At 32.1% G+C, this 14,741-nt stretch carries 12 protein-coding genes; 1 reads left to right on the top strand and 11 read right to left on the bottom strand.

Translation table 11 applies throughout. The features are described from left to right. Positions 1–55: 55 nt before the first annotated feature. The gene (locus N534_RS14970) at positions 56–1,174 is read left to right on the top strand and encodes an energy transducer TonB (protein ID WP_081728266.1); all 1,119 of its coding nucleotides are present in this window, start codon (positions 56–58) and stop codon (positions 1,172–1,174) included. A gap of 69 nt (positions 1,175–1,243) precedes the next feature. Here the strand turns inward: N534_RS14970 and N534_RS0102790 are convergent, their stop codons facing one another. The 11 genes from N534_RS0102790 to rluF form a co-directional block, all read right to left on the bottom strand. Then, complete coding sequence (locus N534_RS0102790; RefSeq protein WP_231517296.1) at positions 1,244–1,921, bottom strand: hypothetical protein; 678 nt, start codon at positions 1,919–1,921, stop codon at positions 1,244–1,246. A 157-nt stretch (positions 1,922–2,078) separates the two neighbouring features. Then, the gene (locus tag N534_RS0102785; RefSeq protein ID WP_028891021.1) at positions 2,079–2,951 is read right to left on the bottom strand and encodes a cation diffusion facilitator family transporter; all 873 of its coding nucleotides are present in this window, start codon (positions 2,949–2,951) and stop codon (positions 2,079–2,081) included. Positions 2,952–3,137: 186 nt separating this feature from the next. Beyond that, entirely contained in the window at positions 3,138–4,589 is a 1,452-nt protein-coding gene (locus tag N534_RS0102780; protein WP_028891020.1) for a TolC family protein, read from the bottom strand. After that, on the bottom strand, positions 4,579–7,827 hold the full coding sequence (locus N534_RS0102775) for an efflux RND transporter permease subunit (protein WP_028891019.1): 3,249 nt from the start codon (positions 7,825–7,827) through the stop codon (positions 4,579–4,581). The genes N534_RS0102780 and N534_RS0102775 overlap by 11 nt, the downstream gene beginning before the upstream one ends. A gap of 22 nt (positions 7,828–7,849) precedes the next feature. Then, a complete protein-coding gene (locus N534_RS0102770; protein ID WP_028891018.1) occupies positions 7,850–8,932 on the bottom strand; it encodes an efflux RND transporter periplasmic adaptor subunit in 1,083 nt (360 codons plus the stop codon). Positions 8,933–9,103: 171 nt separating this feature from the next. Then, a complete protein-coding gene (locus N534_RS0102765; protein ID WP_028891017.1) occupies positions 9,104–9,526 on the bottom strand; it encodes a hypothetical protein in 423 nt (140 codons plus the stop codon). Between the two features lie 122 nt (positions 9,527–9,648). After that, positions 9,649–10,602, bottom strand: coding sequence for an acetyl-CoA carboxylase carboxyltransferase subunit alpha (locus N534_RS0102760; RefSeq protein ID WP_028891016.1), 954 nt, complete (start codon positions 10,600–10,602; stop codon positions 9,649–9,651). Between the two features lie 101 nt (positions 10,603–10,703). Next, a complete protein-coding gene (locus N534_RS0102755) occupies positions 10,704–11,603 on the bottom strand; it encodes a DMT family transporter (RefSeq protein WP_028891015.1) in 900 nt (299 codons plus the stop codon). Then, positions 11,590–12,675, bottom strand: a complete 1,086-nt coding sequence (locus tag N534_RS0102750; protein ID WP_028891014.1) for an LptF/LptG family permease — start codon at positions 12,673–12,675, stop codon at positions 11,590–11,592. Before N534_RS0102750 ends, N534_RS0102755 begins: the two co-directional genes overlap by 14 nt. A 1-nt stretch (position 12,676) precedes the next feature. Next, positions 12,677–13,807, bottom strand: a complete 1,131-nt coding sequence (gene tgt, locus N534_RS0102745) for a tRNA guanosine(34) transglycosylase Tgt (RefSeq protein ID WP_028891013.1) — start codon at positions 13,805–13,807, stop codon at positions 12,677–12,679. A gap of 70 nt (positions 13,808–13,877) precedes the next feature. Then, positions 13,878–14,729, bottom strand: a complete 852-nt coding sequence (rluF, locus tag N534_RS14325; protein WP_038005244.1) for a 23S rRNA pseudouridine(2604) synthase RluF — start codon at positions 14,727–14,729, stop codon at positions 13,878–13,880. Positions 14,730–14,741: the final 12 nt, after the last annotated feature.

The raw sequence follows: 14,741 nt of genomic DNA, 5'->3' as shown, positions 1-14,741 counted from the left end.
TTTACCGCGTTGGTTAACATTAATTTAACTTACCAAACCTTTAAAATAGAGCACAATGATGAAAAAACTCCCCTCAGTAGTAGCTGCTATGTTACTTTCTTTAGCAGCTGTAGGTCAAGAAGTATGTACTACTCCTGACGAAACGGTAGCTGATCCAAACAGTATAACCAAATGTGCAGTTGAAGACACCGATAATGGTGCAGGAAAACAATTATCTATTGAAGTATCAACAAGGAGACGTGTTGTTCGTAAGAATAAAGAAGCAGTATCTGCTATTGGAGGAATTAATTCTTCTCAAAAAGTAGCGGATATTAAAAAGAATTCTTTACTAGTTGGTAAATTAGAACTTGAAGATAACTCTGCAACTATTGAAAAAATTCCTTTTAATTTAGTTGAAGAAATTCCGTTGTTTGATAAATGTAATAATGTGCCTTTAATTAAACAAGCTAAGTGTTTTGAAACTAACATGACCAAACACATTGTAAAAAACTTCAACTACCCACAAGAAGCCTTAGATGCAGGAATTCAAGGAAGAGTTTTAGTTCAGTTTACAATTAATGAACAAGGTGATGTAGAAAGCATATTAATGCGTGGACCTGAAGGAGGAGAATCTTTAGAGAAAGAAGCTAGTAGAATTATTAACAACCTTCCTAAGTTTATTCCTGGTAAACACAACGGAAAAAATGTAAAAGTAAAATACGGAGTTCCAATTACTTTTAAAGCTCCAGGTGCTTCAAATACGAAGACTACAAACGTAAACAAAACTTCTGTAGTTAAAAATACGAAAGTTATTAAAGAAAGAGAAATTACTGACTTTGTAAAGTTTGCTGAAGTGCAAAGTATACCTCAGTTTAAAGCTTGTACAAAAGTAGCTGATATGCAAAAATTAAACTGTTTTAATGAAAGAATGATTAGCCATATTCAAAGAAACTTTAATTATCCTGCTGGAGCTGCTGAACAAAATATTGAAGGTAGAGTTTGGGTTCGTTTTATTATCGATAAAAACGGTGATGTTTCTAACATTAAAATGAAGGGACCTGAAAACGGACAATTATTAGAGCAAGAGGCTAAGAAAATGGTAGCTAATCTTCCTACTTTTATACCAGCTAAACACAACGGAAAATCCGCTAACGTAGAATATTATATTCCTATTAACTTTAAGTTACACGAATAAAGATATATTATCAATAAATAATAAAAAAGCTTTAAACATTATGTTTAAAGCTTTTTTATTATACAAGAATTAAACTGTTTCTATTTCCTTTTCAAGACCTAGAAGCACCATATTAAAAAGGAACTCATGAATTTCAACAAATAGACTCCATTGCCTATTATCCCAATTATTTTTTTGTTTAAAGAAAGTTCCGTGAGCTAAAAGATTTCTCATATCTGATAAATTTTCCTTCTTCCCTTTTGTTCTTTCGATAAAAATTTTAAATTTTTCTTTAAACTCTACATAATCTGGATCTTTTCTATCATATACTATAGCTCTTAATCTCTTTAAACTTTCAGCTAATTCATTGTTATTCTTTTTTTCACCCTTCCAATGTTGTTCTACAAAAGACCACAAAGCCAGTTCACTAATAAATAAACTAGTTTTTTTAATTTCACTCAGGTATTCGAAAACATCTAAATAATCAACTAAGTTTAGTTCATAAATTCTTTCAGTAACATCTAAAACTCTTATCAATTTTTCATCTGTCAAATTCTCACTTCCAGAAGTATTTTTATTACTTGGAGTTGATGGTTGCTCTACTACATCTCCATTACTTAACATAATAATAACTCCTGGTGGAGAAAGGTATGAATTACAAAACGCTTCTGACACTGCTTTTAAAACTCTAGAAAACCTATAGCAGTTATTATGATCAAACTCTTTATTACTAAAAATCCACAAATTATGGTCATAAAGACTTACCATATTATGCGCCATTCTAAAAAATTCCTCTCCTAACTTACTTAAAGGAGACTGTCCTTCAATAACTTCTTCAGGCGAAAAAAAGCTCCATTATCCATAAGTCTTAATAGTTATGTTATTCGTTAAAGGGTTTAATATCCAATATGGAGAATATTTATGATTAGTATTCACTAGGCTCTATATGAATTAAAACATGACCTAAGTTTGGGAGTTTTTCTCTTAAATAGTCTTTTAATTTATGAGCAATTTCATGTCCTTCTTTTACTGTAATGGTACTGTTTACAATGGCATGTAAATCTACATGATATTTCATTCCTGCTTTACGAACAAAGCATTTTTCTGTTCCTAAAACACCTGCTACTTCCATAGATTTCTCTCTTATTTCTTCTATCAAATCATCATATACATGTTCATCCATTATTTCACCCAGCGCTGGTCTGAAAATTAGATAACTATTGTATAGAATAAAAAACGAAGCCAATAAAGCTGCCCAATCATCAGCTGTTTCATAACCTTCTTTAAAAATAAGTGCTATAGAAATTCCTATAAATGCCATTACAGAAGTAATTGCATCACTTCGATGGTGCCACGCATCTGCTTTTAAGGAAGAACTATTAGTTTCTTTACTTTTTCTGATAACCACTTGAAAAGATATTTCTTTCCAAATAATAATTGCCCCTAAAACGAGTAAAGTCCATGGTTTCGGAGTTTTGTGTGGTGTTTGGATATTCTGTATACTTTCATAGGCTATAACTGTAGCTGAAGTTACCAAAAAGGCTACTACTACAAAGGTTATTAAAGGTTCTATTTTTCCGTGTCCGTACGGATGGTTTTTATCTGCGGGTCTTTTCGCATATTTCAAACCTAATAACACTAAAAGCGAAGAAAAAATATCGGTAGTAGATTCAATTGCATCTGCTATTAATGCGTATGAGTTTCCAAAAATACCTGCTAATCCTTTAATAATTGCTAAACTAGCATTACTAAGAATACTAAAATAGGTGGTTTTTATAGCTAACTCTTCTTTACTCATTGAATTATGATATTACAATCTCTTTTTATGAGGTATTACGAAGGTACTTGAAAAGTATTGAAAAACCCTAGATTGTACAATAGAAAATCTATTACTAAAAAAAGACTCGCCAGTTAGCGAGTCTTTTGGATAGTTAATAAAACTACCACTTTAACAACAATTAATATTTAATAACGAATGAAAAAATTAGTTCCAGCCTCCTCCTAAGGCTTTATATACTTTTACGTTTGCTAATAATTGATCTCTTTTAGTTTCTATAATTTCAATTTTAGATTCTAATGCTTCTCTTTGCGTTAACAACACTTCTGTATATTCTGCCCTTGCCGATTTAAACAGACGAATTGAAAGGTCTATAGATTCGTTTAACGCTTCTACTTGTTGCTTTTTTAAATCATAACTGTTTTTCAAGTTATCAATTTTCGAAAGCTCGTTCGCTACTTCTAAATACGCATTTAAAATAGTTCTTTCGTATTCGTAAACAGCTTGTAATTGTTTATTGTTGGCTGTTTTATAAGCTGCTTTTATAGCATTTCTATTGATTAAAGGCCCTACAATATCACCTGCTAAAGAATACACTAACGATTCTGGTGTTGATGTTAAAAACTTAGGTTTAAATGCTTGTAACCCTACTCCTGCTTTTATACCGATTGATGGATAAAAATTAGCTCGTGCTATTTTAGTATTTAATTTGGCTGCTGCTAGTTCGTATTCAGCTCTCCTTAAATCGGGTCTGTTTTGTAACAGTTGTGATGGAATTCCTGCTTTTACTCCTTCAATAGGTTTATCTATAAAATTATCTGAGTTTCTTTCTATAGGTTGTGGGTATCTTCCTACTAAAAAGTTAATTTTATTTTCAGTTTCTACTATCTCTTGTTGAAGTTCATATAAGTAACTTTGGTTTTTAAGTACACTCGCTTCAAACCTACGTACTGCCAATTCAGTTGTTCTTGCTGCTTGTTTTTGAAGCTTCACCATTTGCAATGCATTTTTTTGAATTTCTAAGTTTTGTGAAACCATAGATAATTCATTATCTAATGCTACTAATTCGTAATATGAATTTGCAATTTCTGAAACCAAATTAGTTACCATAAAGTTTTTTCCTTCAACACTAGCTAAGTATTCTAGTACTGCTGCTTTCTTCTCATTTCGTAACTTCTTCCAAACATCTAACTCCCATGAAGCAGAAAGTCCTATTGAAAAATCAGTTAATGGCTCTGGAAATTTTTCATCTTCGCGAATATTTAAATTTTCTTCAACGGCTCCATTTCTAGTATACTTCCCTACCTTTTCTACTTCTGCCCCGGCATACATATTTACAAATGGTAAATACTCACCTTTTTTTGCCTTGATATTATTTTTTGAAATAGCTACTTGTTGTAACATTATGTTCAACTCTTGGTTGTTTGATAAAGCTGTATCTATCAGAGAAATTAAATGTGAGTCTGAAAAAAAGTCACGCCATTTAATAGTAGCTGTATTTAATGAATCTGCAGGTTGGTTCTTAAAATTCTCTGGTACCGCCTTATTTTCTTCTCTTACTACTTGATTTGATACACAAGAGCACAAAACTAAGAGGGTAAGCACACTTAAAAAGTGTGCTTTTTTTATTACAAATAAACTTCTTTGTTTAGTTTTCATTGTTTTCTCTTTTAATTATTTTCTTTAGAAGTTTTTTAAGCTCTGCTATTTTAGCTTTTGTTTTACTTCCTTCAACTTCATTTATTCTTATAAATTCTTCAGAAACTGGTTCGCTCGATTCGTCTTTAATTAAGCTTCTTCCATCACTCATTTTAGCAAATATGTAATAGAGACCTGGTATAATTAAAACTCCGAAAATTGTACCTATTAACATTCCTCCTAAAGCCGATCCACCAATAGTTCTGTTACCTATAGCTCCTGCTCCGTGAGCTATAACTAACGGTATTAACCCTGCGATAAATGCAAATGAAGTCATTAAAATTGGTCTGAATCGTTCTTTAGCTCCTTCAATAGCTGCTTCAAAAATTGTAGCTCCCTGACTTCGTTTTAGTACCGCAAATTCTACAATTAACACTGCATTTTTACCTAATAAACCGACCAGCATTATTATACCAATTTGTGCATATACGTCATTAGCTAAGCCCATTAATTTTAATAGTGTAAATGACCCATACACTCCTACTGGAAGTGATAAAATCACAGCTAATGGCAGTATAAAGCTTTCATATTGTGCTGCTAATACAAAATATACAAAGGCTAATACAATGATGAAAATATACACTGATTCATTACCTCTTCTTGCTTCATCATAGGTAAGTCCTTCCCAAGCTACATCATAACCTCTTGGTAATTCTTTTGCTGCTACTTCTTTAATTGCGTTAATAGCATCTCCACTTGTGTATCCTGGTGCTGGTAATCCTCTAATAGCTGCTGAATTATATAAATTGTATCGTGTTATCTCATTAGGTCCTAGTTTTTTTTCTAAACTCATGAACGCTGAATAAGGCACCATTTCTCCCTCTTCATTTTTAACATATAGTTTTTCTAAATCTGAAGGAATTCTTCTGTATTCTGGTGCTGCTTGTGTATATACTTTAAAGAATCTACCAAAACGAATAAAACCTTGTTCATAGGTACTACCTATTAAAATGTTTAGGTTTTCCATGGCTTTACCAATGGTCACTCCTTTTTGCATCGCTTTTTTATTGTCGATTTTTAATTCGTACTGCGGATAGTTTGCAGAATAAAAAGTAAATAACCCTGTAAGCTCTTTTCGTTTTGATAACGACTCCATGAATTTGTTATTGATACGTTCAAACTCGTGGTAGTCTGTTGAGTTTGTTTTATCTAATAAACGCATTGAGAATCCTCCTGAAGATCCAAAACCTGGTACTGCTGGTGGTTCAAAATATTCTATAACCGCTCCTAAGTCTTTAGTTTCTTCTTCTAGTTCTTCCATGATTTCATGAACTGAATGATGACGTTCTGACCATGGTTTCAAGTTAATTAAACAGGTACCTGCGTTTGACCCTCTACCTTCGGTCATAATTTCATATCCTGCTAAAGATGAAACTGACTCTACTCCCTCAGTTTCTTCACAAATTTGTTGTAGTTTTCTTGCTACTTCGTTTGTACGTTCTAAGGTAGCACCTGGTGGTGTTTGAATGATTGCGTAAATCATTCCTTGGTCTTCACTAGGAATAAAACCTGCTGGTAATGTTTTATTGGTAATAAATATTCCTGCACAGAAAGCTAGTAATACTCCAAAGGTTAACATTCTTCGTGCTACGATTCTGTGTAACACTTTTACATATCTTCCTGTAAGCTTTTCAAACCCTTTGTTAAACCAATCAATAAATTTATCTACTATTGATTTTTTTCTTTCTTTTCCGTGGTTGTTCTTCAACATCATTGCACACAATACTGGTGTTAATGTTAATGCTACCACTGCTGAAATAATGATAGATCCCGCCATTGTTATAGAGAACTGTCTGTAGAAAACTCCTACCGGTCCTGTCATAAATGAAATTGGCACAAATACAGAAACCATAACAAATGTAATTGCTAAAATGGCACCTCCTATTTCTCCTAATGCTGCTTTAGATGCTTGATAAGGTGTTAGATGTTCTTTCTCCATTTTTAAATGGACTGCTTCTACAACTACAATAGCATCATCTACTACAATACCAATGGCTAACACTAATGCAAACAGGGTAATTAAGTTTATTGAAAGCCCAAAAAGCTGCATTATAAAGAAAGCTCCGATTAAGGATACTGGTACTGCTATAATTGGAATTAAGGTTGATCGTAAATCTCCCAAGAATAGGAATACCACGATAGCTACTAAAATAAAAGCATCTCTAAGTGTATGTATTACTTGTTCTATAGAGGCGTCTAAGAAGTTAGAAACGTCATAACTAATTTGAAAATCAATCCCTGGTGGTAGATCTTCTTTTAATTCTTTTAGTTTTTCTTTTACCGATTCTATTACATCACTACCATTACTTCCAAAGGTTTGTTTTAAAACAATAGATGCTGATGGATGCCCATCTAAGTTTGAGTAAATATCGAAGAATTCACTTCCTAATTTTACTTCGGCAACATCTTTTAGCTTTAAAATTTCTCCTTCATCATTTGCTCGAATAATAATGTCTTTGTACTGATCTGGTTCGTTATACCTGTTTTGATAGGTCAGTACATATTCTAGTGATTGTGATTTAATCCCTGAACTTCTTCCCAATCTTCCAGGTCTTGCCAAAATACTTTGGTCTTCCATCGCTTCTAAAATTTCTTCCGCAGAAATATTATAGGCTCTCATTCGGTCTGGTTTTAACCAAACTCTCATCGCATATTTTCTACTTCCTAAAATTTGAGCACTTGCAATACCATCAATTCGTTGAATTTCTGGTACCATTTTCGTGTAAGCATAGTTGTATAAGAACTTTTCATCATTATTTTTTTCTTTACTGAAAAGGTTCACATACATTAACATACTTGGTTGTACTGGAGTAATAATTACTCCCTCGCGTTGTACTAACTCAGGTAATAAAGGCATTACTTGATCTACCCTTGTTTTTACCCTGACTACCGCTTGGTTAGGATCTGTACCTGGTTCAAAAATTACACGTAGGGTTCCTTCTCCTGCACTTGTTGCATCAGAAGCGATATAACGCATTCCTTGTACTCCATTGATAGCTGTTTCTAGGGGAATTAATGTTGAGTTTACCAATACATCTGCACTTGAACCTGGGTAAGCTATAAATATGTTTACCGTGGTTGGTGCAATTTGTGGAAACTGAGAAATAGGAAGCTGTTTTATAGCTAACAATCCTGTAAAAACAATCATTACCGAAATAACTATTGCTAGTACGGGTCTTTTTATAAATTGACTAAACATGTTTTGTTAATTTTAATTTTAATTACTCTGCATACAAGTCTAAACTTGACAAAACTGCATTTGGTTCTTCAAACTCAACATGTATCTTTTGTTGGTCTTTTACCATTCTAATTCCTTCTAACAATATTTTATCGTTTTCTGTAAGTCCATTTTCTACTATAAATAAGTGTGGTAATTCCGCCTCTACAGTAATTTCTCGTTGTTTTACTGTATTATTTTTATCTACCACAAAAACATATTTTTTATCTAGTACTTCAAAAGTTGCTTTTTGAGGAATGATTAGAGCTTCTTTATAAGGAACTTTCATTAAAATACTTCCTGTTTCTCCATGCCTTAAAATTCCATCTGGATTTGGGAAAGTTGCTCTAAAGGCAATATTTCCTGTTTCATTGTTAAACTCTCCTTCAATCGTTTCTACTATTCCTTTTTGATTGAATGGTTTGTTATTTGCCATTAAAAGTGTTACTTCTTTTTTCTTGTCTTTATCTTGACTCATTATGTAGTCTAAATATTCAGTTTCTGGCACATTAAAATACACCCACATTTTACTGTTGTCTGACAGTGTTGTTAGGAGTTCTCCTTCATCTAACAAACTACCATTCCTAGCATGTAAGTGATCCATTAAACCATCAAAAGGAGCCTTTATACTTGTAAAACCAAGATGTGTTTTAGCTAACTCTACTTCTGCTAATGCTTTTTCATAATTTGCTTTTGCTAAAGCCAATTCATTTTCAGAAACAACATTTCCCTCTGCTAATAATTGCGTGTTTTTATATTCAATTTCAGCTGCTTTTGCTTCTGCTGTAGCTTTTTGTAAATCTGCTTTATACACATTTGGTGATATTTGAAACATGCGTTGTCCTTTTTTTACATGTTGCCCTTCATCTACAAATATTTGTTTCAAATATCCTTTTTCTAAAGCTCTTAATTCTATATGCTGGCTAGCATGAATTTGGCTTACATAGTCTTTTGTAATTGAGGTGTCTTTTTTAATTGGGTTGGTTACAAGGAATTTTGTTTCTGGGTGTTTAGATTCCTTTTTTGATTCGCAACTAACGTGAGTGAATAGCGCAAATAGGCTCATTAAAATGAAGCTTTTTTTCATTTTCTTATATGTATTTAAAAAATTAGTAGGATGGGCAACCAAACACGTAGAATCATCGCAATTATTCACATAGAATGATTGCCCAAAAGATTTAATTGATTTCTTGAGTTTTGAGAATTAAAATAATAACCTATAAAAGCACTTAGGTTTTACTTTAAAAAAAGGAGTGCATCAAATTATAAAAACTTGATGTTTTACATGCAATTTTAAAATAGAAGTAAAAATATACTCTTTACTTCTTTGTGTTTTTTCTTTAACTACACAAAGTTGATTTTCAAAAAATTGAGCATGCAAAATGGCAGAAAAGTAGCCACCAAACTTAGATAAGCTTCTGTCTATTTCATCTTCTTCTTGAGTTTTGTCTTCAACTTCGTTGATTTCAAAATAATTTTCTCTTTCAGGATCTTGATGATTTTTGTCAAAAACTAAGTTATATGTTGTATTTTGAGTAATGAATTGAGTTTGTACACAGGCTGAATTTAATACAGGTACCGAGATACCCTTATTAAATTGACCATAATCTGCATACGATGTAGACCATCCTTTTAATAAGAATATTACTAAAAAAAGATATTTATTGAATACATTACTCATTTCGACCGGCAAAATTAGATATATATATTCATATGACAAACAAATACTTTAGTAAAAAATAGTAACCAATAAAAAACTCGCCAATTGGCGAGTTTTAATTTGTTTTAAGGATATGTTAAAGACTATTCTTTAAATACTCCCATATTTGCATATTTTTCCATACGCTGAGCTACTAAATCAGCTTCAGTTAGTTTATTTAACTCTTTATAAGTTTTTAAAATTTGTTCTTTAACAGCTTCGAAAGTTGCTGGTCTATCAGAATGAGCACCTCCTAATGGTTCTTTAATGATGTCATCTACTATATTAAGCTTCATTCCATCTTTAGCTGTTAACTTTAACGCTTCAGCAGCCTTCTCTTTTTGCTCCCAGCTTCTCCATAAAATTGTTGAACAGTTTTCAGGAGAAATAACTGAATACCATGAATTTTCTAACATATATACTCTGTCTCCTACTCCAATTCCTAAAGCTCCTCCCGAAGCCCCTTCTCCAATAATTATAGTGATAATTGGAGTTTTTAAGTAAGTCATTTCAAAAATATTACGAGCAATTGCTTCTCCTTGTCCACGTTCTTCAGCTTCTAATCCTGGGTAAGCACCTGGAGTATCTACAAAAGTAACAACTGGAATTCCGAATTTTTCAGCCATACGCATTAAACGCAATGCTTTACGGTATCCTTCTGGGTTTGCCATACCAAAATTACGATACTGACGCGTTTTCGTATTATACCCCTTTTGCTGACCTATAAACATAAAAGACTGGTCTCCTATTTTACCTAAACCACCTATCATGGCTTTATCATCTTTTACACTACGATCTCCGTGTAACTCCATAAAAGTATCTCCACAAAGCGCCTTGATATAATCTAATGTATACGGACGATTTGGGTGACGAGATAACTGTACACGTTGCCATGCAGTTAAATTTTTATATATGTCTTTCTTCGCTTTTTCTAATTTTTCTTCGATTTTTTTACATGTTTCCGTTACATCTACTTCACTTTCTTCTCCAATAATCTGACATTTTGCCAACTGATCTTGTAGTTCTTTAATTGGCATTTCAAAATCTAAATATTCCATTATTGTATATAATTTGATTTTCTAATTTTATAGTTAGTCGTTTGTAAAGGCAAACATACTAAAAAATTGTACAGTTTACCTTGATCGTATTTCTTAAAATACTATTTTTTAATCATTTTCTTTTTTATGGAAGATGCGTTTTTTAGAACTCCGTTAAGCAACACTACAAATAAAACTATGAAAGCACCGTAGTAAAACTCTGGATTCATTTGTTCTTTTTCACCAAAAATTATGAGTGCTAAAATAATAGCGTATATAGGCTCTAAATTGATTGTAAGCATTACTGTATAGGGTGTTAAATACTTCATCACTTTAACAGAAGCTATAAAAGCATACGCTGTACAAATACTACTTAACACAAATAAATATATCCAATCGCTTGTTTTAATTTGGAAAAACTCTATTGAAAATTGTTGCGTAAATAACATGTATAATGTTACTCCTAAAACACCAAACAGTAATTGATAAAAGGAAATTGTATTTGCATCATGCTTTTGGATAAATAATCCGTTTAATACTGAAAACAATGCTGATAAAAAAGCCGATATTAACGCATAAACAATCCCTAAAGTATATTGGCTTTCAAAATTGAATATAATATACAAACCTGCAATTACGAGTAAGCCTAAAACAATCTCAATAAGCTTTACTCTTCTCTTAAAGAAGAAAGGTTCTATTAACGAGGCAAAAAAAGCTCCTGTACTCATTGTAACTAATGCTACTGATACATTCGATACTTTAATAGCCTTGAAAAAAGTTATCCAATGCACTGCTATAATTATTCCAGAAATAGCAAACTTTAACAATGCTTTCTTCTCAATTTTAAATGTTTTTTTTCTGATTAAAAAATACAGTGCTATAAAAATAACAGCTAAAAACATTCGATACCAAACTAACGGAACAGCATCAATTGATATTAATGCTCCTAGTATTGCTGTAAATCCCCAAATAAAAACGATTAAATGTAGGTGTAGGTAGTTTCTTAATTTATCTCCTTGCATTTATATATAAGTAAATAGCGTATAGACCAAAAACAATATTTGGTACCCAAACATTCAACAAAGCATTAGCGCCCGCTACTGCTCCTAATACCTCTGCTACTTTTAAAAAGAACACATAAATAAACATTACAGCGATTCCTATCGCCAAATTAGCTCCAATACCTCCACGAGTTTTTTTATGTGCTAAAGCAACAGCAATCATGGTTAAAATATAACTAGCAATAGGCAAACTAGTACGTTTATATAATTCAACTAAATAAGCATTTAAGTTTTTGATTCCTCTTTTTCTAGACACATCAATGAATTTTATTAATTCTGGAGAATTCATTTCTTGAGCCATTACGTTTTTATAATTGAAATCGGTAGGAGTAAAAGTGAACGTTGTATCTATACTTCTTCCTGAAAAAATACTATCTCTTCCCTTAAAGATTTTTCGAAGTTTCCATGTACTTAATTTAAACGTACTATCCTTTTCATTCCAGTTAATGTTATCTGCCATCAACTTACTTTTTAGTTTTATACCATCGTATAAATCTATTGAAAAGTTATATCCTGAATTTCGTTTTAAATTATACCTCTGTAAGTAGACATAAGTACTATCATTTAATTGTAAACTGAACTCTTGTATTGAAGTATCTGAATATTTTTGCTTTTTAAGGTACTCTTTTTCAAATGCTTTTCTTGTTTTACTACTAGTAGGGACAAAAAAGTGATTCATTGAAAGTGCTACCAAACACACAATAGAAGCTCCTATAAAGTATGGATATAGAAAACGAGTAAATGATACTTGAGAACTATTTATGGCTATAATTTCAGTATTACTAGCCAATTTTGAAGTAAATAAAATTACTGCAATAAATAACGCTAATGGCATGAAAGTATTAGCGTAGTAAATAATAAAATTCTTATAATAATCATTCGCTACCTCAAAAAAAGTTAAGTTTTCATGACGTAAAAACTTATCTATTTTTTCAGCAATATCAATCGCTACAGCAATAGGAATTAGAATTAATAAGGTAAACAAAAAAGTTACCAGATAACGCTTTAATATGTACCAATCTAGTTTTTTCAAGTTACAAACGTTTATCCATTTGTTTTACCATTTTGTCTTTCCACGTGGCAAAATCTCCTGCTATAATATGTTTACGTGCTTCACGTACCAACCATAAGTAAAATCCTAAATTATGAATAGAAGCGATTTGTTTTCCTAACATTTCTCTTGAAGCAAATAAGTGGCGTAAATAGGCTTTTGAGTACATGGTATCTACCCAAGTAATTCCCATTTCATCAATAGGAGAAAAATCGTTTTCCCACTTCTTATTTTTAATATTAATACTACCGTGTGCCGTGAATAACATTCCGTTACGAGCATTACGTGTTGGCATTACACAGTCGAACATATCTACTCCTAGTGCAATATTCTCTAAAATGTTGATTGGTGTACCTACCCCCATTAAATAACGAGGTTTATCTTCTGGTAAAATTGCTGTTACAACCTCAGTCATTGCATACATTTCTTCAGCTGGTTCACCAACTGATAACCCACCTATTGCATTTCCTTCAGCCCCTGAATTTGCGATATACTCTGCTGATTGTTTACGTAAATCTTTGTAGGTACTTCCTTGTACAATTGGAAATAAGGTTTGATTGTATCCGTATTTTGGAGGTGTGTTATTGAAATGTTTTATACAACGATCTAACCAACGATGTGTCATGTGCATAGATCGTTTTGCGTAGTTATAATCGCAAGGGTATGGTGTACACTCATCAAAAGCCATAATTATATCTGCTCCAATGGTACGTTGTGTATCCATTACATTTTCAGGAGTAAAAAAATGAGTTGATCCATCAATATGACTTTTAAACTTTACCCCTTCTTCGTTTATTTTTCTTCTTCCTGATAACGAGTATACTTGATATCCTCCACTATCAGTTAAAATATTACGATCCCAGTTCATAAATTTATGTAAGCCTCCTGCTTGTTCTAAAATAGAGGTTTGAGGGCGTAAGTATAAGTGATAGGTATTTCCTAAAATGATATCAGGATTTATCTCTTCTTTTAATTCTGATTGGTGTACTCCTTTTACTGTAGCTACTGTACCTACAGGCATAAATATTGGAGTTTCTATGGTTCCGTGATCGGTAGTAATAACACCTGCTCGTGCTTTACTTTTAGGATCGGTTATTTTTAAGTCAAATTGCATAAGTGGCAAAGATACGCATGTAAGTTGAATGTTAAAAAGTAGAAAGTTAAAAGTTTCTTATTACTGATTTTTAATTCTTTCTTCTTCTCCCAAACTTGTTCTTAAATTCTCCTTTTTTATTAGGTGTTGTGTTCTTCTTAGGAAAATTTTTGTTTTTAGTTTCTGTTGAAGGACTCTTCTTTTCTGTTGTTTCGTACGTTTTTGACGAACCTGCTACAAGTATATTTATTTCATCCATTTCTTTGGATGTTAACTCTCGCCATTCTCCTACTTTCAGGTTTCCTAAAGTTACATTCATAATACGTGTGCGTTTTAATTTTGTTACGTTGTAACCTAAATATTCACACATACGTCGGATTTGACGATTTAAACCTTGTACTAATATTATCTTAAAGGTGGTATCATTAACACGTTCTACTTTACATTTTTTGGTAACAGTTCCTAAAATCGGTATTCCGTTACTCATCCGTTTCATAAAACGTTCATCAAAAGTTTTATCTACCGAAACTATATACTCCTTTTCATGATTGTTCCCTGCACGTAAAATCTTATTTACGATATCTCCATCATTGGTTAAAAAAATTAACCCTTCTGAGGGTTTATCTAAACGTCCAATAGGAAATAATCTTTGTGGATGCCCTACAAATTTTACGATATTTTTACGCTCTTTGCTATCGGTAGTACAAACAATTCCTACAGGTTTATTTAAAGCTATATATATCGTTTTAGGCTTAGTTCTTAATGGTTTTCCATCAATTTTCACTACATCTCCTTCATGCACTCTATTTCCTAACTGTGTAGGTTTACCATTTATAGTTACTCTACCCTCAGTAATAAATCGTTCTGCTTCACGACGTGAACAGATGCCTGTACTACTTATGTACTTGTTAAGATTTATTGATGTGTCATTATTATTTTCCATTAATGCAAAGAA

The sequence above is a fragment of the Tenacibaculum sp. 47A_GOM-205m genome (assembly GCF_000518405.1).
GTDB lineage: Bacteria > Bacteroidota > Bacteroidia > Flavobacteriales > Flavobacteriaceae > Polaribacter > Polaribacter lutimaris.
This window is presented reverse-complemented; position numbering and strand designations above follow the sequence as displayed.